At 71.4% G+C, this 22,144-nt stretch carries 23 protein-coding genes; 12 read left to right on the plus strand and 11 right to left on the minus strand.

Features of this window, described 5'->3' with window-relative positions; all coding sequences use genetic code 11:
* Positions 1–62: 62 nt before the first annotated feature.
* The 3 genes from NON19_RS21480 to NON19_RS21490 all read right to left on the minus strand — a co-directional run bounded on the left by NON19_RS21480 (position 63) and on the right by NON19_RS21490 (position 2,504).
* Positions 63–1,016, minus strand: coding sequence for an aromatase/cyclase (locus NON19_RS21480; protein ID WP_255930405.1), 954 nt, complete (start codon positions 1,014–1,016; stop codon positions 63–65).
* A gap of 72 nt (positions 1,017–1,088) precedes the next feature.
* Entirely contained in the window at positions 1,089–1,877 is a 789-nt protein-coding gene (locus tag NON19_RS21485) for an SDR family NAD(P)-dependent oxidoreductase (protein ID WP_255930406.1), read from the minus strand.
* Between the two features lie 108 nt (positions 1,878–1,985).
* Positions 1,986–2,504 (minus strand): flavin reductase family protein, encoded by a 519-nt coding sequence (locus tag NON19_RS21490; protein WP_255930407.1) that lies wholly within the window; start codon positions 2,502–2,504, stop codon positions 1,986–1,988.
* A gap of 194 nt (positions 2,505–2,698) precedes the next feature.
* On the opposite strand from NON19_RS21490, the gene NON19_RS21495 reads away from it, so the two are divergent.
* Positions 2,699–3,772 (plus strand): phosphotransferase family protein, encoded by a 1,074-nt coding sequence (locus tag NON19_RS21495; RefSeq protein ID WP_255930408.1) that lies wholly within the window; start codon positions 2,699–2,701, stop codon positions 3,770–3,772.
* A gap of 120 nt (positions 3,773–3,892) precedes the next feature.
* The gene (locus tag NON19_RS33450; RefSeq protein WP_255930409.1) at positions 3,893–5,374 is read left to right on the plus strand and encodes a GMC oxidoreductase; all 1,482 of its coding nucleotides are present in this window, start codon (positions 3,893–3,895) and stop codon (positions 5,372–5,374) included.
* 77 nt (positions 5,375–5,451) lie between these two features.
* Here the strand turns inward: NON19_RS33450 and NON19_RS21505 are convergent, their stop codons facing one another.
* The 5 genes from NON19_RS21505 to NON19_RS21525 form a co-directional block, all read right to left on the minus strand.
* Positions 5,452–6,531 (minus strand): LLM class flavin-dependent oxidoreductase, encoded by a 1,080-nt coding sequence (locus NON19_RS21505; protein ID WP_255930411.1) that lies wholly within the window; start codon positions 6,529–6,531, stop codon positions 5,452–5,454.
* Positions 6,532–6,559: 28 nt separating this feature from the next.
* Complete coding sequence (locus tag NON19_RS21510; RefSeq protein WP_255930413.1) at positions 6,560–7,327, minus strand: SDR family NAD(P)-dependent oxidoreductase; 768 nt, start codon at positions 7,325–7,327, stop codon at positions 6,560–6,562.
* A 104-nt stretch (positions 7,328–7,431) separates the two neighbouring features.
* A complete protein-coding gene (locus tag NON19_RS21515) occupies positions 7,432–7,893 on the minus strand; it encodes a nuclear transport factor 2 family protein (protein WP_255930414.1) in 462 nt (153 codons plus the stop codon).
* A 91-nt stretch (positions 7,894–7,984) separates the two neighbouring features.
* Positions 7,985–8,425 carry a nuclear transport factor 2 family protein gene (locus tag NON19_RS21520; RefSeq protein WP_255930415.1) on the minus strand — a complete coding sequence of 147 codons (441 nt, stop codon included), beginning with the start codon at positions 8,423–8,425 and terminating at the stop codon, positions 7,985–7,987.
* Between the two features lie 52 nt (positions 8,426–8,477).
* Positions 8,478–8,777 (minus strand): antibiotic biosynthesis monooxygenase family protein, encoded by a 300-nt coding sequence (locus tag NON19_RS21525; RefSeq protein ID WP_255930416.1) that lies wholly within the window; start codon positions 8,775–8,777, stop codon positions 8,478–8,480.
* 277 nt (positions 8,778–9,054) lie between these two features.
* Here NON19_RS21525 and NON19_RS21530 point away from each other — a divergent pair, with 277 nt between their 5' ends.
* From NON19_RS21530 to NON19_RS21540, 3 genes are all read left to right on the plus strand, one after another.
* On the plus strand, positions 9,055–10,677 hold the full coding sequence (locus NON19_RS21530) for an FAD-dependent monooxygenase (protein WP_255930418.1): 1,623 nt from the start codon (positions 9,055–9,057) through the stop codon (positions 10,675–10,677).
* Positions 10,678–10,708: 31 nt separating this feature from the next.
* Positions 10,709–11,590: an SDR family oxidoreductase gene (locus NON19_RS21535; protein WP_255930420.1), complete on the plus strand. Its 882-nt coding sequence runs from the start codon at positions 10,709–10,711 to the stop codon at positions 11,588–11,590.
* A 162-nt stretch (positions 11,591–11,752) separates the two neighbouring features.
* On the plus strand, positions 11,753–12,376 hold the full coding sequence (locus NON19_RS21540; RefSeq protein ID WP_255930422.1) for a TetR/AcrR family transcriptional regulator: 624 nt from the start codon (positions 11,753–11,755) through the stop codon (positions 12,374–12,376).
* Positions 12,377–12,424: 48 nt separating this feature from the next.
* Here the strand turns inward: NON19_RS21540 and NON19_RS21545 are convergent, their stop codons facing one another.
* From NON19_RS21545 to NON19_RS21555, 3 genes are all read right to left on the minus strand, one after another.
* The gene (locus NON19_RS21545) at positions 12,425–13,249 is read right to left on the minus strand and encodes an AfsR/SARP family transcriptional regulator (RefSeq protein ID WP_308213712.1); all 825 of its coding nucleotides are present in this window, start codon (positions 13,247–13,249) and stop codon (positions 12,425–12,427) included.
* Between the two features lie 453 nt (positions 13,250–13,702).
* Positions 13,703–14,449 (minus strand): 4'-phosphopantetheinyl transferase family protein, encoded by a 747-nt coding sequence (locus NON19_RS33455; protein ID WP_255930426.1) that lies wholly within the window; start codon positions 14,447–14,449, stop codon positions 13,703–13,705.
* 1 nt (position 14,450) lies between these two features.
* Complete coding sequence (locus NON19_RS21555; RefSeq protein WP_255930428.1) at positions 14,451–15,482, minus strand: ketoacyl-ACP synthase III family protein; 1,032 nt, start codon at positions 15,480–15,482, stop codon at positions 14,451–14,453.
* 362 nt (positions 15,483–15,844) lie between these two features.
* Between NON19_RS21555 and NON19_RS21560 the strand changes: the two genes are divergently transcribed.
* From NON19_RS21560 to NON19_RS21590, 7 genes are all read left to right on the plus strand, one after another.
* The gene (locus NON19_RS21560) at positions 15,845–16,900 is read left to right on the plus strand and encodes an acyltransferase domain-containing protein (protein WP_255930430.1); all 1,056 of its coding nucleotides are present in this window, start codon (positions 15,845–15,847) and stop codon (positions 16,898–16,900) included.
* 106 nt (positions 16,901–17,006) lie between these two features.
* Complete coding sequence (locus tag NON19_RS21565) at positions 17,007–18,275, plus strand: beta-ketoacyl-[acyl-carrier-protein] synthase family protein (RefSeq protein ID WP_255930432.1); 1,269 nt, start codon at positions 17,007–17,009, stop codon at positions 18,273–18,275.
* A 103-nt stretch (positions 18,276–18,378) separates the two neighbouring features.
* The gene (locus NON19_RS21570) at positions 18,379–19,599 is read left to right on the plus strand and encodes a ketosynthase chain-length factor (RefSeq protein ID WP_255930434.1); all 1,221 of its coding nucleotides are present in this window, start codon (positions 18,379–18,381) and stop codon (positions 19,597–19,599) included.
* Between the two features lie 135 nt (positions 19,600–19,734).
* The gene (locus NON19_RS21575) at positions 19,735–19,998 is read left to right on the plus strand and encodes an acyl carrier protein (protein WP_255930436.1); all 264 of its coding nucleotides are present in this window, start codon (positions 19,735–19,737) and stop codon (positions 19,996–19,998) included.
* A gap of 101 nt (positions 19,999–20,099) precedes the next feature.
* The gene (locus NON19_RS21580) at positions 20,100–20,714 is read left to right on the plus strand and encodes a UTRA domain-containing protein (RefSeq protein ID WP_255930438.1); all 615 of its coding nucleotides are present in this window, start codon (positions 20,100–20,102) and stop codon (positions 20,712–20,714) included.
* A 2-nt stretch (positions 20,715–20,716) separates the two neighbouring features.
* Positions 20,717–21,478, plus strand: a complete 762-nt coding sequence (locus tag NON19_RS21585; RefSeq protein ID WP_255930440.1) for a glycosyltransferase family 2 protein — start codon at positions 20,717–20,719, stop codon at positions 21,476–21,478.
* A gap of 88 nt (positions 21,479–21,566) precedes the next feature.
* On the plus strand, positions 21,567–22,046 hold the full coding sequence (locus NON19_RS21590) for a hypothetical protein (RefSeq protein WP_255930442.1): 480 nt from the start codon (positions 21,567–21,569) through the stop codon (positions 22,044–22,046).
* The last annotated feature ends 98 nt before the right edge of the window (positions 22,047–22,144 follow it).

Consider the following 22,144-nt stretch of genomic DNA (forward strand, 5'->3'; position numbering starts at 1 on the left):
AGGGAACGCGGTGCACGGCCCGTACGCGGGTTTCGGGCAGGACCCGACGGCTCGCGGCGTCCTCAGTTGGCGGCGCGGACACCGCGCCGCTCGGCGAACTCCTTGGCGTGCCGCAGCGTCGTCAGGCTGTTGGCGCTCAGCGCGCCGCGCACCAGCTCCCGCGCGTCGGCCACCGTGGCCCGCGCGCCGAGCACCTCGGTCACCGCCGACGGCTTGAGCACCACCGTGTGGCGCGAGGTGGCCGTGGTGACCCCGCCCTCCTCGCGCAGCAGCCACTCCCCGGTGTGCGCGGTCATCAGGGCGGGGACGAGCAGTTGCTTGTAGACGATGCGGCGCGGCGCGAAGCTGACCCGTATCGATCGCGTGGTGTGCTGCGATCCGTCCTTCGCCTTGGTGTCCATCTCCAGCACCTGTGTGTGCTGCGACGGCTCGGTCAGCTCCACCCGGGCCACGTGTGGCAGCCGCTCCTCCCACCGGTCCGCCCGCCAGACGAACTCGTGGACGTCCGCGGCCGAGCCCGCTATCCGCAGCTCGTCCTCGAAGCTCAGCAGCAGTTCAGGCAGGCGCCCGGCCTGCTCGGCGGTGGCCTTGAGGGTCTCCAGTTCGGCGGCGCTGTTGCGGTCCATCGCCCTGGTGATCCAGCTGACGTGCTCGGGGTCGTCGTCGACGGCGGTGAAGTCGTGGTTGAGCACGACCTCGCAACTGGCCTCGGTCAGCGGGGTGATCAGCCAGTCGCCGCCCATCGAGGCCACGGGGTGCTGCGAGACCTCCTGGCGGAAGGCGATCCGCAGACCCACCGGATCCAGCCGCCGCCGTGAAGTCCAGTTCTTCACCTCCCCGTTGGCCGTGGCCCAGATGCGGATGATCTCCTCGCCCTCGTTGACCGGGGTGCGCTCCACATGCACCGACGGCGGGAAGACCCGCGGCCAGCTGGCGGCGTCCTCGACGATGCCGTACACGGTCCGCGCCGGGGCCGCGACGGTGATGGTGTGCTGTGCGTGATGCGTTTGTGGCATGGTGATGACCGGCTTTCCGTGTGTCTGGGTGTCGGGGTGGGCGGAACGCGGGCGGCGGTGCGTGACGGGGCGTCAGTAGTTGCCCAGGCCGCCGCAGACGTTGATGGCCTGCGCGGTGATCGGCGCCGCGGCCGGCGTCACCAGATAGCCGACGAGCCCCGCGACCTCCTCCGGTGTGGAGTAACGCCCCAGCGGGATCTTGGCGTTGAACCGCTCCAGTACGTCGTCCGTGCTGATCTGCCAGTGCGCGGCGTACCCTTCGCGCACCCGCTGGGCCATCGGCGTCTCCACGTAGCCGGGGCAGACCGCGTTGACGGTGATGCCGGTCTTGGCCAGTTCGAGGCCGAGCGCCTTGGTGAAGCCGACCACCGCGTGCTTGGAGGCCGAGTAGGGCGCGCCGAAGACGACGCCCTGCTTCCCGCCGGTCGACGCGATGTTGATGATGCGCCCGGTCGACTTCTCGCGCATGCCACCGGCGGTGAGCACCTCACGGGTCATCCGGAAGACGCTGTTCAGATTGGTCTCGATCACGTCGTACCAGAGCTCGTCGGTGATCTCCGCGGTGACGCCGCCGCCGCTGCGTCCGGCGTTGTTGACCAGGACGTCGATGGTGCCGAACCGGTCGACCGCGGTGGCCACGGCACGGGTGATGTCCGCGCCCTCGCGCACGTCGGCGGCGACGCCGTCGGCGGTGACGCCGCGCTCGGCGAGCTCCTTGACCGTACGGGTCACGTCCTCGCAGGTCCGCGCGGTGAGGAACACCTTGATCCCCGCCGCACCGAGAGTGCTGGCCACGGCGCGGCCGATACCCCTGGTTCCCCCGGTGACCAGTGCCACCCTGGCCTGCTGCTCCGTCGTCATGGCTGTCCCCTTCCAAAGGGTCTGTGTCGCTGCCGCTACCACTGGGAGCCTGGAGGGACGGTCTGGAGGCTTGCTGTAGACCTGGCAGGACACCGCCGGGACTACGGCTCAGGAGCCGGGCGCGGAGCCGTCCGCGATGGTGTGCAGGGCGCCGCGGTGGAAGACCATCGGCAACACGCCCTGCGAGGTGCCCAGGTCGGTCACCCCGGCCAGCGCGAAGAAGTGGTCGCCCAGCTTCCGGACGTCCTCGATCTCGCAGTCCAGCCAGGCGGTTGTGCCGGGCAGCAGCGGATGGCCGTGCGGCGAGAGCCGGTGGTCGAGCCCGGCGAACTTGTCCCCGCCGCTGCGCGCGAAGCGGGCGCAGACCGCCTGCTGGTCATGGGCCAGCACGTTGACCGCGAACGACCCGGTGCGGTGGATCGCCGGCCAGCTGACCGACGCCTCGTCGATGAACACGCCGACCAGGGCGGGACGCAGGGAGATCGAGACGAAGGAGCCGACCACCAGGCCGGCCGGTCCCTCGTCGGTCCCGGCGGTGACCACGGTCACCGTGGTCGGCACATGGCCGAGGACCTGGCGGAACGCTTGTGGATCGACATGGGACCGGACGGGCGGAGCCGTGCCCATACTGACCTCCCCGGTGGACTCGTTGCCGAGGCAGATGCTGACAACCGCGCATGGGGAGCGGATGGACGCTCGGTGAAGGAACCGGCGGGTACGGCTCACGGCACGGCTGGCCCGGTCCGGCCACCACCGTCCCCCCAGCGGCCGCGGCCACCATCGGACCAGTACCAAGCAGCCTGCCACGCCGAGGAGTTGACGTGCCCGTTCCCCAGCAGCGCGATCGCGATGTCACCCAGCGACGGCTGGCCGCGTGGCTCACCGACCGGCTGCCGGGCGCGGCCGATCCACGGGTCGAGGTCGAACTGCCCGAGCGGTCGGGCTTCTCGCACGAGACCCTGCTGGTCGACGCGGTGTGGCCGACGGCGGGCGGTCCGCACCGCGAGCGGCTGGTCGTCCGGGTCGCCTCGCCCACGTACCAGGTCATGCCGGTCTCCCGGCTGCACGAGGAGTACCAGGTGCTGCGCGCGCTCGCCGCCACCGACGTGCCCGTCCCCGTGGTGTACGGCTACGAACCCGATCCGCAGGTGCTCGGCGCGCCCTTCTACGTGATGTCGCGGGAGGACGGCTGGGTGCCGCCGGACCTGCCGTCCTACCACCGGGAAGGGCCGGTCGCCGCACTCGACGAGGGGTCACGGGAGGCGCTGTGGTGGAGCGGGGTGGACATCCTGCACCGCGTCCACCGGCTGGACCCTCGGCGGCTGGGCCTGCGGTCCCTGGCCGACTCCGCCACCGCGCCGGTCGCACTCGCCGACCAACTCGACTTCTACGAGGAGCACTTGGGCTACTTCGGCTGCGCCGACTCGCCGCAGGTCCGCGACGCCCTGCGGCTGCTGCGCGGCGCACTGCCGCCGCAGCCCGCCGACCCCGGTCTGCTGTGGGGCGACGCCCGGCTGGGGAACATCGTCTTCCGCGGGGTACGGGCGGCCGCCGTGCTCGACTGGGAGATGGTCTCGCTCGGCCCGGGCGAGGCCGACCTGGCCTGGTACCTGTACCTGGACCGGCACCTCAGCGAGGGCATCGGGGCCGAGCGGCTGACCGGCCTGCCGGACCGGGCCGCCACCGTCGCCCGCTATGAGGAGCTGACCGGCCGGTCGGTGGCGCCGCACCTCGGCTGGTACGAGGTCTTCGCCGGACTGCGGTTCGCCGTGATCACCGCCAGGGTCGGACGGCTGCTGGTCGAGCACTCCATCGTGGCCTGCGAGGACGACGTCCCGCTCGCCCGCAACGCGGCCCGGCTGCTCTCCCGCACGCTGGCGGCGGTGGCTGGCTGACCGCTGTTCAGCCGACCCCCATCGAACCACCAACGCGCTCAGCGAACTTCGCGGTGCGCGGCCGTGTGACCGCGGCCGTGCCCGAACCCGCACACCGATTCCGATGATGGAGGCCGTCTCGTGGAAGTCCAGCAACACCAGGCCGACGCAGTGGTCGTAGGCAGTGGATACGCCGGGTCGATCGCCGCGCTGCGGCTCGCCGAGGCGGGAGTGGACACCCTGGTCCTGGAGCGCGGCCGCCGATGGCCGGTCTCCGAGCGCGGGGACACCTTCACCACCCAGGCGGACCCGGGCGGCCCGGACGGGCGCGCCTCCTGGCTGAGCCCCAGCTCCCCGCTGACCGACAAGACCCTGGACGTCTACACCGGCGTCCTGGAGTCCCTGGACGGGGACGGCCTGACGATGATCGCCGCGGCCGGGGTGGGCGGCGCCTCGCTGCTGAGCAACGCCACGATGGTCGAACCGTCCGCCGAGTTGTTCCGGCAGGCGTTCGGCGATGTCCTGGACCACGAGGAGATGACCGGGACGTGGTACCCGCAGGCCCGGGAACTGATCGGCTGTAGCCCGATCCCCAAGGACGTCTACGACTCCGACTTCTACGCCGCCGCGCGGTCCTTCGCCGACCAGCTGACCAGGGCGGGCATCCCGTACGAACTGGTCGACCTGGCCGTGGACTGGGATGTCATCCGCGCGGAGATGGCCGGGACCCGGGTGGCCGCGGAGATCGCCGGGCTGAACCTCTTCGGCGTCAACAGCGGTGCGCAGCGCAGCGTCGACCGCACCATCCTCGCGCGCGCCGAGGCCACCGGCCGGGTGGAGGTCCGGCCGTTGAGCGTGGTCACCGCGATCCGTCCCGCGGGCAACGGCCATGTGGTCGAGTACGACACCATCGACGAGCGCGGCACCGTGCTGGCCCGCCACCACATCGCCACCGGGAACCTGGTCCTGGCCGCCGGAACGCTCGGCACCACTCGGCTGCTGATGCGGGCCAAGGCGGCCGGTGCCCTACCGGACCTGCCCGACGCGCTGGGCACCAAGGTCGGGAACAGCGAGGTCATCACCGCTCGCACCGGAATGCCGGAGAACAACCCCACCCAGGGCGGTCCCTCCTCGATCCTGGTCAAGGACTGGCAGGACAACCCGTACGCGCCGGTCACCCTGCTCAACTTCCCCTGGCCGGACGCGCCTTCGGGCCAGGGGTGGATCACCACCATCGGCGCCTGCCCGTCACCCGCGCTCGGTTCGTTCCGCTACGACTCCGCCAAGGACGACGTGGTACTGAGCTGGCCGGTGGACGATCCCCGGGTGACCCGGATGGCCAGCGCGGTCCAGGACACGCTGGAGCGGCTCAACACCGCCAACCCCGGCAGCCGCACCGCGTTCGCCAAGGTCGGCACGACCGGCGGGAACGTGGTGGGCGGCGTACCGCTGGGCATCGTCACCGACGACCGCGGGGCGGTCCGCGGCTACCGGGGCCTGTACGTGGTCGACAGCTCGCTGCTGCACGGATCGTCCGGCAGCGTGCCGCCCGCCCTCACCGTCGCCGCGGTCGCGGCCCGGGTGGTCTCCCGCCTGGTCCCGGCCGTTGTGCGGGCCAGGTAGCGCGCCCGGCGCGGCGCACACAAGAGCGGCTCCCCCACGGGCAGTTGGGGGAGCCGCTCCTCGTCGCCGGTCGCGGGTCAGGACGCGCCGGCCGCACCGTCGCCGCGCAGCTGAGGTATCACCTGCTCGGCGAAGAGCCGCATGGTGCGCACCGACTCCTCGAAGGTGGGGTTGCCGGAGATCACCTGTAGGCTGATGGTCACGTCCCCGTACCACTCGCGGATGGTGCGCAGCCGCTCGGTGACCTCTTCCGGGCTGCCGACCAGCACCTTGTTCTCCGCCAGTGAGCGGTCGAAGTCGGCCCTGGCGATGTTCTTGACGATGTTCTCGTAGCCCGCGTACCCCTCGCTGCGGCGCTCGCCCCAGGCGGCCACCGCGTCGCGCATCACCGCGTTGGTGCGCTCGGAGTACCGCTTGCCCTTCGCCCTGGCCTCGTCGGCGTCCTCGCTGAGGTAGCAGTTGTAACTCATGTGGATCTCGTCACCGCCCGGCTCGTGCCCGGCGTCGGCGTACGCCTTGCGGTACAGGCCCAGCATCTCCTGCACCACCTCGCGCTTGGAGATGGACGGCACCATCATCAGGCCGTGCCCGTCCCGGCCCGCCTGCTCGCAGGACGACGCGGTCTTGGCTGCGGCCACCAGGATCTTCGGGTGCGGCTGCTGGAACGGCCTGGGCAGCAGGGTCACCGGGCCGAACTCGTAGAACCGCCCCTTCCAGACGACGTCCCGCTCGCTCCACAGCTTCTGGCAGGCCCTCAGGCCCTCTTCGAAACGCGGACGGCTCTCGTCCATGTCGATGCCGAACGCGTCGAACTCGTCCGGCAGGAAGGCACGGCCGAAGCCCACCTGCAGCCGGCCGCGTGAGATGTTGTCCAGCATCGCCAGCTTGCCCGCCAGCTTCACCGGGTGGCTGAACGCCGGGATGACCGCACCGGTGACCAGCTTGATCCGGTGGGTGCGCGCCGCCGCGGCGGCGAGGAAGGTCACCGGATCCGGGCTGTAGCCGCCGTACTTGAAGAAGTAGTGCTCGACCGTCTTGACGTGGTCGAAGCCGAGTTCCTCGGCCAGTTCGACGAGCCGCAGGCTCTGGCCGAAGTACTCCGCGGCGGACTTGTCGTCAGGGCCGACGGTCGGGAAGAAGTTGATGCCGAATTCCATGGGAGCTCCGTAAGGTTGAGGCCCTCGGTCAGAAGACGATGCCGGCGCCACCGTCGATGTGCAGGACGAGGCCGGTGGCGAAGGAGGCCTCGGGGCGGGCGAGGTTGACCATCCACCACGCCACCTCCTCCGGCTGCCCCACGCGTCCCAGCGGCACCCGCTCGCGCTGCCGGGCCCGCACCCGGGCGATGGCCTCGGGACCGAGTCCCGCGTGCTCGCCGATCGGCGTCTCCACCGGTCCGGGCGCCACCCCGGCGACCCTGATTCCCTTGGGCGCCAGCTCAAGTGCCCAGGTGCGGGTGAGGAAGTCGAGCGCGATCTTGGTCGCTCCGTACACCGAGTGCCCGGGCCAACCGCGCTGGTTCCCGGCCGTGGTGACGTTCACGACCAGGCCCTTGGCCGCCTCCAGGTGCGGCAACGCCTCCTGGGTGAGGAAGATCGGGGCGAGCAGGTTGGTCGCCACCTGCGCCTGGGTGTTGTCCTGTTCGATGTGTCCGAGCGGCGCGGACTTCATGGTGACCGCGTTGTTCACCAGTACGTCGATGCCGCCGAGTTCGCGTGCGGCGGCCGCCACGATGCCGCTGGCCGCGCCGGGCGCTGAGATGTCGGCTTGATGGGTACGGATGCCGGGGCGGGCCTGCGCGGTCTCGGCCAGCCGGTCGGCGTTGCGTCCGACCACCAGGACCTTGGCACCCTCGTCGGCGAAGGCGTGCGCCGCCGCTCGGCCGATGCCGGTGCCGCCACCGGTGATGACGACCGCGCGGTCCCGCACCGCGCCCTGCTGGGCTTGTGTCATGGGGTGTGCTTCTCGCTTCCTGGACTGGGGCACGGCCGTAGCGGTACGGCCCGCGGACGGGGCCGCGGGCCGTGCGTACCGACGGCTGGCGTCGGCTGCCGCGGTCAGAGTTCGGTGCGCTCGCCGTCGGTGCCCACCGGGGACCACCACAGGTTCGCCCGGGTCACACCGTCCGCGAACAGCGCGCTGCGGCCCTCCACGATCCGGCCGTTCTCCCAGCGCAGTTGGTGCACGCCCTCCACCTGCAGGCGCTCGTAGGGCGAGATCGTGCCCTCCTCGGCGCCCGCCCGGTAGCCGTCCAGCCGGTAGATGTCGACGGAGATGCCCTCTTCCTGGTTGATGAGCACGTTCAGCGTGGTGGCGGTGATCCGCCCGCCGGACGCCTCCATCAACTTGCCCATCTTGCCGAGGTAGTCGTCGAGGCCGGTGTACCAGCCGGCGAACTGGTGGTTGCCGGGCATCTGGAAGCGCACGTCCTGCGACCAGTACTCCAGGATCTTGTCCCGGTCGCCCGTCGCCAGTGCGGCGTAGGCCGCCTCCACGCGCTCCTTCGTCAGATCCGACATTCGGTGTCTCCTTCTCGGCGCGGGTACCTGCCCGCCCCCGTCTCGTGGTGAAAGGTTCGGCTTGGCGCGCCCTTGAGCCGGGCGACGTCGGTCAGGTCGCGTCGTGGGTGATCAGCCGGTGCTTGACCCGCCACTGCCCGTCCTGCCTGACCAAAAGGTCCTCGCCGGTGGTGCTCAGATACACCGACGCCTTGCCGCCGACCGGTGTCTCGAAGACCACCGCGTAGTAGCGGGTGCGTACGGTGTCCTGGTCCCGCTGGTCGGTGGTGACCATGCCGAACCAGTGCCTGCGCTGGACGTTCTTCTGCGCGAGCCGGGCGAGCCCGCGGCGCATGTTCTCCTCGATGGCGGAACGGCCGCGCCACGGCTCGGGCTTGACGTTCTGGGCGAAGACACCGTCCTCGGTGAAGCCGGACGCCCACAGCTCCACGGATCCCTCGTCGAGCGCCTGCATGTGACCGGCGTAGAAGTCCAGGATCTGCCCGTACGTCTCGCCGCTGACCGGGACGGTCGCCTGGCTGGTCTGTGTCATCACAGCTCTCCTCACGCTTCCAACTCGCGCCTGGCGTTTGGTGGTTCAGGCCTCAGACCGTCTGGCGCTCGCCGGACTCGACCACGTCGCACACATGCGGCTCGCCCTTGATCACGCTGCCCAGGGCCCGCAGCCGGTTCTTGAACTCCGGCTCCGACAGAGCGTTTTCGAACGCCTCTTGCGTCTGCCACTCCGCGACGTTGAAGTAGGTGCCCGGCTCCTTCTGCGAGCGGACCAGCTGGTAGCGGATGATCCCCGGCTGGGCCAGCATGAACTCGGCGACGTGGGCGTAGATGCGCTCCAGGTCCTCGGCCGAGCCGGTGAGCGTCAGCTTGTTGACGAAGACAACCACGGCGTCTCCCGGGTGTGGATGGTGGGACGGCCCCTCGGTTCGCGGGACCACCGCGTCCGGTGGGCGCACAGCGCACCGGCCGCTGATCCACCCTTTCCGCCGCCGCTGATGGCGTGTTGGGGGGCCGGTGGAGGCAGGGCGCGCGGCGCCTGGCGACCGTGCCGCGGGCCGACCGGGACCGGCCATTGACGGCGAGTGGACGGCGGCTCGAGCGGGGCACCAGTTCCTGGCACCACGCTGATCAGGACTTTCCCTCGCGAACCGACCAGGAGCGGCCGTGTCAGAAGAGCACGTACCCGTCATCATCGTCGGTGGTGGCCTGTCCGGCCTGACCACCGCGCTCTTCCTCGGCCTGCACGGGGTCGAACCGCTCCTGATCGAGAAGCACCCCGGAACCTCGGTGGTGATGAAGGCCCGCGGCCAGTACCCGCACACCATGGAGGCGCTGCGCATCGCGGGCGTGGCCGACCGGATCACCGCCGCGTCACCCGGCGGCACCGGCGAGTTCTACATGGCGCTCGCCGAGACCCTCGCCGGGCCGGTGCTCAAGGGCATCATGACGCAGGGGGAGATGGCCATGGACCATGTCTCCCCGGAGCAGTGGGCCATGGCCAGCCAGGAGTTGACCGAGCAGATCCTGGCCGAGCGGGCCGTGGAGCTCGGTGCCCGGCTGAGCTTCTCCACCGAGCTGCTGTCCTTCACCCAGGACGCGGACGGCGTCACCGCGGTCATCCGCTCCACCACCACCGGTGCCAAGCGCACGGTGCGGGCCGACCACCTGGTGGGGGCGGACGGGCGGCACAGCCGGGTGCGTACCGCGCTCGGCGTGGGCACGCACGGCCGCGGCCGACTGGGGGAGGTCTTCCGGGTCTTCTTCGACGCGGACATGAGCGGACCGCTGGCGCAGCTGCCAGGCGTCGCGGAAGGCCGCAGGTTCGCCCTGTTCCACCTGCTCTCGCCGGTACCCGGTGTCTTCTACACCACCGATGTGCCCGGCCGGTACGGCTACGGGCGCGGGCTGACCCGTGAGCAGCCCGACTTCACCGGCTACACCGAGGAGAAGTGCGCGCAACTGGTGCGGTACGGCATCGGGATGCCCGATCTGCCGCTCACCGTGGTCGGCAGTGGGAAGACCACGCTCGTGGACGAGGTGGCCGACCGGTTCACCGTCGGCCGGGCCCATCTCGTCGGTGACGCGGCGAAGGTGGTGCTCGCGCCCGGTGGGCTCGGCGGCAACACCGCGATCATGGACGGCTTCTACCTCGCGTGGAAGCTCGCCATGGTCGTCAAGGGCCAGGCCGGGCCGCGCCTTCTGGACAGCCATGACGCGGAGCGCCGCCCGGTCTCCGACATGATCTCGCAGCAGCAGTACGCCAACACCGTCGAGCGGCTGGCGCCGGAGTTCGACGACGGTTCGCAGGTCGCGCAGATCCCACCGGTGGTCCAGGTCTTCGGCTACCGGTACGCGGGCGGCGCCGTGGTCCGCGAGCCGGACGACGACGGCGCTCTGCTGGAGGACCCGACCGCCCCCACCGGCCGCCCCGGCTCAAGGGCGCCGTACGTACCGCTGCGGCGGCAGGACGGCGGCGCCACGTCCACCACGGCGCTGTTCGGGCGCGCGTTCGTGCTGCTCGCCGGATCCGACGGCGCGCCGTGGGAGGTGGCGGCGGCGCAGGTGGCGGCGCGGCTGGGCATCGAACTTCCGGTGCACCGGATCGGCGGCCCCGACGGGCTGGTCGATCCGGCGGGTACCTGGGAGAAGGCGTATGGCATCACCCCGCAGGGGGCGGTGCTGGTCCGCCCGGACCGGTTCGTCGCCTGGCGCTCGGCCGGGCCGCAGCAGGCCAGCGCGTTGGAGCGGGCGCTACGCACCGTGCTGGACCGCGAAGAAGCCCACTGACGCCCGCCCGGCCCCCGACAAGGAGATGACGATGATTCTGGTTACCGGTGCCACCGGCAACATCGGCGGCAAGGTGCTGGCCCGACTGCGGGCGGCCGGACACCCGGTCCGTGCGCTCACCCGGGACCCCGACCGCGCCCAACTGCCCACCGGTATCGAGGTGGTCGGCGCGGACCTGGGCAGACCCGAGACGCTGCCCGCCGCGCTCGACGGTGTACGGAAGGTCTTCTTGATGTCGCTCGGGGCCGACAAGACGGTCCACGACGCCAATCTGGTGGCCGCGGCCGGGAAGGCCGGTGTCCAGCACATCGTGCAGTTGTCCACCCTCGGGGTGGAGACCGCCGCGGGCGAGGGCCGTTACCCGATCGGTGACTGGCACCGCAGCGCCGAGGAGGCACTGCGGGCGTCCGCGGTGCCGTGGACGATCCTGCGGCCCAACGGCTTCATGAGCATGGCGTTCGCCTGGGCGCCGTCCATCCGGGCCGAGGGTGTGGTGCGCGCTCCGGTGGCCGATGTGCCGGAGGCGGTGGTCGATCCCCGCGATGTCGCGGAGGCCGCCGCGCGTGTGCTGACCTCTCCCGGGCACGAGGGCGCGGTGTACTCGCTCACCGGCCCGGCCGGGCTCACCGTTCCGCAGCAGGTGGAGATCGTCGGCCAGGTGCTGGGACGTACCCTGCGCTTCGAGACGGTCACCCTTGAGGAGCAGCGCGAGGTGATGCTGCGGTACTTCTCCGCGGAGACCGTGGACGGGGTGATCCGGTCGATCCGGTATGTGATCGAGTCCGGGGACCGGCTGGCGGGTACGGTTTTCGACGATGTGCGGCGGCTGCTCGGCAGGGCGCCGCGCTCGCTGCGGGAGTGGGCCGAGGACCACAAGGACGCGTTCTTGGCGCACAGTGCCGCGGGCGCCTGATCCCGCTTCACCAGGCACGGTGCGCCGCACGGCCCGCGGCCTGGGGAGAACCGCAGGTGTGTCTCATGCCCGTATGACGGAGTAAGCTCTGGGGCAGATTGTACCGTAACTTCTCCGGCGGCTCGCTTGCCCGCGGCCGTGATCGATGGATGGGAGCCGCGATTGACCACGCAGGCCGGTACGGAGGGCGCCTTTGGAGGGCCGCCTCGCGGTCCCGACCCCCGCGCGGCGCGCAGCCGGGCGGCGGCCCTCGCCGCGGCCCAGGAACTGCTCGTGGAGCAGGGCTGGTCGGCGGTCACCCATGTGGCGGTCGCCGCCCGCAGCGGCATCGGCCGCACCACGCTCTACCGCCACTGGCCGGACGCCGCCTCGCTGATCCACGACGCGATCGCCCAGCGGATGTCGGTGGTCCGGCCCGAGCCCACGGGCGAGCTTCGCGGCGACCTGGTCCGTGAGCTGGACGCGTTGCGGGTGCTGCTGCACGAGCCGGTGAGCGAGCGCGGAATGCGGGCGGTCATCGAACGCGCTGCGGTCGACCCGGCGTTCACCAAACTCAAGGAGGCGCTGTACCGGGCGGGCTCGGATGGGTTCCGGTCGATCCTGGAGGGCGCCCGCAAACGCGGTGAGCTGGTCGCCGATCTCGACATCGACCTGGCGATCGACCAGTTGGCCGGTCCGTTGATGTTCCGCCGGCTGCTGGCCGAGCGCACGTTCAGCACGGAGTACGTACACGCCGTGGTCGAGTCGTTCCTGCGGTTGTACGCGACCCAGGGGTCCGGCCGCTGATCCTCCCGCGGACGGCGGCGCGACACCGTCGTCCGCGGGAGGCGCCGGTCAGGACCGCTGCGCGGTGGCGAGGTCGGCCGCGTCGAGCCGCAGGAGCGACTCGGTGTGCGCCGGTACGTCGAGCGCGGGGTCACACGCGAGGATGGCCTGGTGCAGGCTGCGGATCCGGGGCGACGGTTCGAGCCCCAGTTCGTCGTTGAGCACCTGGCGCAGTGTGTGCACCACCTCAAGGGCCTGGGTGCGGCGGCCCGAGCGGTACAGAGCCAGCATGAGCTGGCTCTGCAGGCCCTCTCGGGTCGGGTACTTCGTGGCGAGCGTGCTGAGTTCACCGATCAGGTCGTGGTGCCGGCCCAGTCGCAGGTCGGCGTCGATGCGCTGCTCCTGCACGCTCATGTGGTCCTCCTCCAGCCCCACCAGGTGGGCCCGCAGGACCGGGCCGACCTGTACGTCGGACAGGGCGGACCCCTTCCACAGGGCCAGCGCCTGGCCGAGCAGCGAGGAGGCGATCGCGTCGTCCCGGCGGAGTTCCGCCCTGCCCTCCCTGACCAGGGACTTGAAGATGTTGGTGTCCAGCTCGTCGTTCCGAACGGTCAGCATGTAGCCGCCGTCGCGGGTTTCCAGCACGCGTCGGGCCGCCTGCAGGCTGCCGATCCACGGAACGCGGCGCAGACTGCGGCGCAGCTGGAGGACGTAGGACTGCAGGGTGGAAAGCGCGCTGTTCGGTGGGGAGCTGTCCCACAGCTCCTCGATGCACGTTCCGGTTGATACCACCTGGTTCGCGTTGAGAAGTAACAGTGCGAGCAGTTGGCGCTGCTTGGGTGCGGTCGGTGTGTAGTTACGTCCCTGCTCCTGCATGCGGAGTGGACCCAGCACGGCGAATTCCATAACGGTTCTCGTACACCTTTCGAGGAGTAACGAGAGGATTTATGAACGAAGCATCTTTCGGGCGGACGCGACAATGATCATCCTGGGGTTGTCGGCGGCCCCCAGGGACCATGGCGGATCACATGACTCCGATGATCGCGACGCCCGGCGCAATCCGCGCAGCCCGCGCGGCAGCGGCGGTACGCGATGCCTGTTCACCTCCCCCGTGGCCGACAGGCTATCTCGGGCATTCTAAGTGAAACATTTGTTGCCATCAAACACTTGCAAGGGAAGGATTAATTCCGTTTGACGTTGCGGCGGAGGAGTCGCCCGTGGGGGATTTGCCCCTTTGGTATTGGGCGCAAAAGGCCGCCGGGAGAGACCTTCGATGGGGTGCGGGAGGGAATGCTGATCGCCCGCTCACATGTTCCGGCGTGATCGTCCTTCCTTGGTGGGTCGCATTCAACCAGGCCAGTACCGCCAGACGACCGGCCGCACCGGTACGTCGGCCGGGACCGCCAACGCCGCGTGGCGGCCCGATCCGACCGGCAGGTCGCGCACCCGCCACCATCGCCGAGCGCCGCACCCCGTGCCATGGCCGACCAGCACCGGCCCCGGGCGGTGCGCGGACACCTCCACCTGCCGTAGGTCGGCGCTGACCCCGGCACCCCACGCCTTCACCACGGCCTCCTTCCGCGTCCAGCAGCGGAAGAAGCACTCCGGGCAACCCCCGGGCCGGTGACCGCAGTTGAGCAGGGCCTTGCGCTCCGCGTCGGACAGCGCGGCTCTGCAAACCGCGTCAACATCCGTCCGGCGTACCCGTTCGAGGTCCACGCCGAGGGCGTGCCCGCGGCCGATGCCCAGCAGCCACTCGGCGCCGGAGCGCGCCAGGCTGAAGGTGAGGTCGCACCCGGGCTCCGCCAGCACCGGCGGGCCGTGCCGGGTGAGCCCGCACAGCGGGCACGGTCCGCGGCCGATGCGCACCCGCTCCGGTGCGGTCCCCAGATGGCCGCCGAGGATCCGGCGCAGCGCGGCGTGCGCCGTGACATAGCACCGCGCGGCGACCGGGTTGGGCAGCCGTGCCGCCCGCTCCCGTTCCGCCGGGGACAGCACGCGCGTGTCATCGGGGCCGCACCTGGCGTTCGAGCCCTGCCACAGATGCACTTCGGCACGGGCCGACGGCACCGGCGGCGTCACCTTCACGGGCACGTCACACGCTCCACGACGGCACGTCCTGTATTTCCAGCACGCAGCAGGTCCACGTGTACCCCGCGCCCACACCGGCCATCAGGCACAGGTCCCCCGGCTTGACCCTCCGCTCCTCCACCAGGTGCGCCAGGCCCGCGAACTGGTCGCCCGCGCCCAGATGGCCAACGGTCCGTCCCCACGGCCACGTTGTGACCGCCGGGTCCAGCCCCCACGGCCGCAGATAGGCCGAGGTGAGCCTGCGCAGCCCGAACTGCGGCAGGACGAACACCGCGATGTCGGACAGTTCGGCCTCGGCCGCCGCCAACGCCCCCTTGAGCGCCTCAGATTGACCGGCGGACACCCTGGCGACGCCGTACGAGATGCCCACCTTGCCGATGAAGTCCCGCTTGAGCACTTCCAGGTCCATCGGGCGCCGCACGCTGAACGGCGCCGGACCGAACGGGTCGTCTCCCCGGTGTATGCCCTCCAACTCCGGTTCCGAGACAGTCACGAGACTGCGAACGCGGGCGAAACCGCCGCCGCGGGAGAGCACGAGCGCGGTGCCCGCGTCCCCGTACACCGTGCCCGGATCGCTGCCCCAACGGTCGAAACCCGGGCCGCAGAACCGGTCGCCCGTCGTCAGCAGCGCACTGCTCGTACCGTCGCCCGCGGTGAGGTATCCGGCGGCCAACTCCACTGCGGCCATACCGCCGTTGGACAGCTGCCGGACCTCCACCGCCGGGCAGCGGTTGCCCACGGCCTCGCGCTGGATGTAGGAGGCGGGCGCCCACAGGTCGTGCCCCTGGTAGTAGACGGTGGCGTGCAGGATCAGGTCGATGTCGTGCGGGCCGGCGCCGGAGCGGTCGAGCGCGGTCCTGGCGGCCTGGACGGCCATCTCCGGTGCGGATTCGCCTTCGGAGAAGGCGACGGAGACCACACCGGTGCGCTCCGCGATCCGCGCATCGCACAGCCCGCCCGTCACGGCATCCGCCATGGCGAAGCGGCCCGGGAAGTGGGCCGCGGCGCCCGCGACGTACAGATCGTCGAACCTCACGTCATGTGTCCTTCCTGGAGGCGGCCCGCCCTGCGGGACGGTCCGGTCATACGGGGAACGGCCGTCGGCGGCGACGTGATGGGGCGCCCCCGACGGCCGGGAGCGGACCGCCGTCGGCCTGCACGAGCGGTTCTCGCCCTTCAGGCCTGGTGACTTGATGATTGGAGCGGCTGCTGGGAGCGGGATACAGGGGCGCTGGAGCCAGCCGGTGGCCGCCGGGGCACTCGTGCCCGTCCCGCCCGATCCGCGCCCTGGCGACGAGCGATCCTCCAGCCGTGCGTGCCACGGTGCCGCCGTGCCCTCCGCACGCCGTGCCGACCGCCCGGCGGTGCGGCCAAGCGATCGCTCATCAGGAGGCAGGCGTGCGCTCCACCCCACCCTCGGACACGGTGCCCTACGCACGTCGCGGCGTGGCGCTGCTGTTTCCCGGTCAGGGCTCGCAGCAGGCCGGGATGGCCGTCGGGCTCTACCGCCAGCACCCCGGATTCCGCGACCTGGTGGACCAGGTGTTCACGGCATGGGGGCCCGGCGCGAAGGCGGTGCGCGACGACTGGCTCACCGACACCCCGCGGGTCCCGCTGGACAGCGTCGGCCGGGCGCAGCCGCTGTTGTTCGCCATCGACTGGGCACTGGGCCGGATGGTCCTGGACTGGGGCATACGCCCGGTGGGCCTGCTCGGGCACAGTGTGGGCGAAGTGGCGGCGGCCACCTTGTCCGGGGTCTTCACCCTGGACGAGGCGGTCGCCGTGATGCGCGACCGCGTCGAGCACATCAGTGGGGCACCGTCCGGCGGGATGCTCGCCGTCCGCGCCTCCGCGGAACAGATGGCCCCGTATCTGCACGCGGACGTGGTCGTGGGCGCGGTCAACGGGCCGCGCCAGGTGATGCTCACGGGGTCCACCGAACCCCTGGCGGAGTCGGAACGGCGGTTGCGGGCCGACGGGTTCACCTGCATGCGGGCCCGCGCGGTCAACCCGTTCCACAGCCCCGCACTCGAACCGGCGGCCCTGCGGGCGGTGCCCGCGCTGTCCGCGCTGCCGCTGCGCGCACCCCGTCTGCCGCTGTACTCCGGCTACAGCGGCGCTCCGATGACCGGCGCCGAGGCAACCGAACCGCGCTTTTGGGCCCGGCAGCCCGCGGCGCCCGTACTCTTCGGGCCCGCTTTGGACCGGCTGCTGTCCACCGGTGACCTGCTGCTGGTCGAGGCCGGTCCGGCGCAGGGCCTGACCGCCCTGGCCAAGCGCCACCCCGCGGTGGCCAGCCGCCGATCCGCCGTGGTCAGTCTGCTTCCGGCACGTCCCGGCGACGGAAGCGGTGACCTGGCGGCGGTGCGCTCGGTGCTCGAACAACTCGTGGCCGAAGGGCACTTGGCGTCCGGAGCCGAAGCGGAGCTGGTCGGCGCGGGTGATTCACGGTGAAGTCCTCCGAATGTTCAGAGGGGCACGATCACCTCTCCAGTTGGGACTGCCAACGTTACCGGCCGGGGCCAATTGGCGGACCCCGCCGACTGCGAGTGAGGATGTCATGAACCGTCGCGTCGTCATCACGGGAATAGGTGCTGTGGCCCCGGGGGAAAGCGGGGTCAAGAAATACTGGGAACTCATTTCCTCGGGCCGCACGGCCACCCGCATCATTTCGTCGTTCGATTCCACCGCGTTCCGCTCCCGGGTCGCCGCCGAGTGCGACTTCGACCCCGTGGAGTCGGGGCTCGGCCAGCGCGAGATCCGGCGGATGGACCGGGCCAGCCAGTTCGCCGTCGCCGCCACCCGCGAGGCGCTGGCCGACAGCGGCCTGGACCTGGCCCACGCCGACCGCGAGCGGATCGGGGTGTCGTTCGGCAGCGCCGTCGGCTGCACCACGAGCATGGAACGGGAGTACGCCGTCCTCAGCGACGGCGGCGCCGAGTGGCTGGTGGACCACGACTACGCCATCACCCAGCTCTACGACCACTTCGTACCGAGCTCCATCGCCGTGGAGGTGGCCCGGGTCGCCGGTGCCCAGGGTCCGGTGACGCTGGTGTCGGACGGCTGCACCTCCGGTCTCGACGCGGTCGGCCACGGTGCCGACCTGATCAGGGAGGGCAGCGCGGACATCGTGGTGAGCGGCGGCACCGACGCCCCCATCTCCCCGATCACCGTGGCCTGCTTCGACGCGATCAAGGCCACCACCCCGCGCAACGACGAACCCGGCCAGGCGTCCCGGCCCTTCGACGCCACCCGCAACGGCCTGGTGCTGGGCGAGGGAGCGGCCGTGCTGGTCCTGGAGGAACTGGAACACGCCAGGCGGCGCGGCGCCACCATCTACGCCGAGGTCGCCGGGTTCGGCACCCGCTGCAACGCGTACCACATGACCGGTCTGCGCGCCGACGGGACCGAGATGGCCGAGGCCATCCGCCTCGCCCTGACCGAGGCCCGACTGGCCCCGGAAGCGATCGGCTACGTCAACGCCCATGGCTCCAGCACCAAGCAGAACGACCGGCACGAGACCGCCGCCATCAAGACCGCCCTCGGCGAGCACGCCTACCGGGTCCCGGTCAGCTCCATCAAGTCCATGATCGGCCACTCGCTGGGCGCCATCGGCGCGCTCGAACTGGTCGCCTGTGTACTGGCGATGCAGTACAGCCTGATCCCGCCCACCGCCAACCTGCACGAACCCGATCCGGTCTGCGACCTGGACTACGTCCCGCTGACCGCCCGGGAGGCGCGGGTCGACGCCGTGTTGAGCGTGGGCAGTGGATTCGGTGGCTTCCAGAGCGCGGTCGTGCTCGCCCGTCCCGAGCGGACCGCCGCATGAGTTCCGCACGTCGACTTCCATACCGCTTCGGCCCGCGCGGCGGCCTTCTCGGCCTTGCCCGCGCCCTGGCACCGGCGCGTCGCGCAGAAGGGATGTTCCCGCAATGAGCACCGCATCGGCAGTGGTGACCGGCCTCGGTGTCGTCGCGCCCAACGGCATGGACACCGAGGCCTACTGGACCGCGGTGCTCGACGGCCGCAGCGCGATCGCGCCGATCACCCGCTTCGACGCCTCCCGGTACCCCGTCAGCCTGGCCGGTGAGGTCCGCGACTTCACCGCCAAGGACCACATCCCCTCTCGACTGCTGCCGCAGACCGACCACATGACCCGGCTGTCGCTGTACGCCGCGGACAAGGCGCTGGCCGACAGCCAGGTCGACCTGGGCGGCCTGCCGGAGTTCGCGGCCGGGGTCTCCAGCGCTTCGACCATGGGCGGCTTCGAGTTCGGCCAGCGCGAGCTGGAGAACCTGTGGAGCAAGGGCGGGCAGTTCGTCAGCGCCTACCAGTCCTTCGCCTGGTTCTACGCCGTCAACACCGGCCAGGTCTCGATCCGGCACGGCCTGCGCGGCCCGGGCTCCGCGCTGGTGACCGACCAGGCGGGCGGTCTCGACGCGGTGGGCAACGCGCGTCGGCAGATCCGCAAGGGCGCCACGCTGATGGTCACCGGCGGCGTCGACGGAGCGTTGTGCCCCCTCGGGCTGGTCGGCCAGCTCACCTCCGGCGAGCTGAGCACCAGCACCGACCCGGCCCGCGCCTACCTGCCCTTCTCCGCCGACGCCGACGGCCATGTCCCCGGAGAGGGCGGTGCCTACCTCGTCCTGGAGGAGGCCGCCGCGGCGCGTCGGCGCGGCGCGCGGGTCTACGGCGAACTCGCGGGCTACGCCGCCACGTTCGACCCCGGCACCGACGGCACGCCGCGCACCGGACTGGAACGCGCGATCCGCCGCGCCCTGGACGACGCCCAGGTGCGCCCCGAGCAGATCGACGTGGTCTTCGCCGACGCAGCCGCGGTGCCCGACCTCGACCGCGCCGAGGCCGAAGCCCTCGCCGCCGTGTTCGGCCCGCGGGCGGTACCGGTCACCGCACCCAAGAACACCACCGGCCGCCTGTACGCCGGGGGTGCCTCGCTGGACCTGGCGACGGCGCTGCTGAGCATCCGCGACGGGGTCATTCCGCGCACTCCCAACGTCGAGGCCTGCGCCCCCGACCATCCGATCGACCTGGTGGTGGGCGAGCCCCGCACCGCCGACATCGGCCGTGCCCTGGTGGTGGCCCGTGGCCGGGGCGGTTTCAACGCGGCGGCGGTCGTCCGGCGCGCCAGCTGAACGCGGGGGCGGGACCGGCCCCCGGACTCCTCGATCTGCCGTGCACTGCCTGAACTGCCTGAACTGTCTGAAGTGGCTGAACTGACGTCAACTGACGTGATCTGACGGTGAGAACGAACCAGGAAGGGAACGCACATGAGCGACGCGACCGAAATCACCATCGACGACCTCAAGCGCATCATGCGGGAGTCGGCGGGCGAGGACGAGTCGATCGACCTCGACGGTGACATCCTCGAAGTCCCGTTCGCGGAACTCGGTTACGACTCCCTCGCCCTCCTGGAGGCGGCGGGACGGATCACCCGCGAATACGGGGTTTCGCTGCGGGACGACGAGTTGGACGGCGTGGAGACGCCGCGCGCCTTCCTCGACGCGGTGAACGCGGCACTGGTCCGGGTGTGACGCGGCATGCCGGTCCGTACCACCGTGCTGGTGGTACGGGCCCGCTCCCTCCATGATTTCAGGTGGCCCGGACCGCGGCGATCAGGGACGGTGAGGCACCCATGGCGGAGCAGGATGAAGTGCGCGGGCCCGCGCCCCGGAGGAAGGTCGTACGCTCCAACGAGCGGCACCAGTGGGAGAAGGACCGGGCGCGGGCGTCCCGTGCGGAGCGGGCGGCCACCGGGGCCACCGAGTACGAGACCGGGCTGAGCCCCCGCGATCTGGTCTTCCACGCCGAGTACCGCGAGGCGAAGGCCACCGAGGAACTCGCCGCGCTGTTCGGGCTGCCCACCGGGGCCCGGCTGCTGGAGCGCGGCTACCGGACCCGCTACCGCGAGGAGGACGCGCCGTTCAGCATCGTGCGCTCCTACCTCCCGCACGACCTGGTGGCGGCCAACCCGGACCTGCTGGACGAGACGAACGAGCCCTGGCCGGGCGGTACGCACAGCCAGCTACGCACCGTCGGCGTCGAGGTCGACCGCGTCGTGGAGCACGTCACCGCACGTCCGGCGACCGCTCGCGAGGCGGCGGAGCTCGGCCTGCCGGACGGTCTCCCGGTGATGGCGCTGCGCAAGGTGAGCACGGACGTCACCGGCCGGGTGGTGGACGTCTCCGAGGTGACCCTCCCAGCCGACCGCACCGAACTGGTCTTCACGACCCGGCTGGCGAGGTGGTGACCGTGACCGAACTCGTCTCCGTCATCACCGCCGTGCACGCGCCCGGCGCGCACTACCTGCCGGACGCGTACGCGTCGTTGGCCGGACAGCGGATGCCCGACGGCTGGGACTGGCAGTGGATCGTCCAGGAGGACGGCGAGACCGACGCGGTCGCGCGGTATCTGCCGGACGATCCGCGGATCAGTTTCGGGCAGGGGCGGTCAGGGCGCGCCGCGATGGCGCGCACCATGGCGCTCTCCCGGGCCGAGGGGCGGTTGGTGAAGGTCCTCGACGCCGACGACATGCTGACCCCCGGCGCGCTGGCGCGAGACCTGGCCGCGCTCGGCGGTCGCCCCGATGTCGGCTGGGCGACGTCCCGGGTGCTGGACCTGCTGCCGGACGGCTCCACCGTCGGCTTCGACCAGGAGCCGCCGGGCGGGATCATCGAGCGCGGCACGGTGCTCGCGCGCTGGAGGGCCCACGACCACCGCGCGCCGGTGCATCCGGCTTCGCTGTTCGTCCGACGTGAGCTGCTGCTGGCGCTGGGCGGCTGGATGGCCCTGCCCGCGTCCGAGGACACCGGCCTGCTCCTCGCCCTCGACGCGGTGAGCCGCGGCTGGTTCACCGCTGAGACGGGCCTGCTGTACCGCAAGTGGCCCGGTCAGGTCACCGGCCAGCCCGCCCACACGGACGCGCGGGAGCGGGCGGCGCGGATGGCGGTGATCGAAGCACGGGCACGGGCGCTCGCGGCACTCGGCGGCTGGCGGAACCCGCCAGGAAACTGACGACCCGTCAGAAAATCTCTTCCTTCCTCAGCGGCTGTCGGGTAAACGGTGTTGGCGACGGTCACCGCCCGTGCGAAGGAGCGCGCTCATGGAGTCAGCAGTGCGGATGCCATCCGCCCCTCCCGGAGAACCCCGCTATGTCGCCGCGTTCTACCAACCCGACTCGGGTTGGACCCTCGCCGCGCAGTCGCCCTGTCGGGGGCCGGTGGACTACGCGGTCGCCGCGATGATCCAGACCGTGCGGGCGCGCGGCCAGGCGCCGGTTGTGGAGATCTGGGGTCCGGCCGAGGACCGTCAAAGCTGGCGGCGGCTGGACGCCGTTCGCGCGCGATCCGGCACGGTCGGCGCTCAACCGGCGCCCGTGGAGCGGCAGTCGGAGCGCAGCGCGCGCGAGGAGCGGCTGCGGGACCGGCGGCACCAGGTGCTGCTGGCCGCGCTCGGCGCCGCCGGAGTGACCGATCTGGGCGCCGCGGACTCCTCCGCCATGGCCCAGATCGTCGACGCCCTGGACGAGGAGGCGGTGCGCGCGATCGCCCGCTGGCTCGCGGCGGCGAACGAACGGATCTGAACGACAAGGGGCCGAACAGCAAGGGGCCCGAGCGCTGGCGACGGGGGATACGCCAACGATCGGGCCGTACGTGACGGTAACAAGGGTTCGGCCTGTAT

The organism is Streptantibioticus rubrisoli (assembly GCF_024436055.1).
Taxonomy (GTDB): Bacteria; Actinomycetota; Actinomycetes; order Streptomycetales; family Streptomycetaceae; genus Streptantibioticus_A; species Streptantibioticus_A rubrisoli.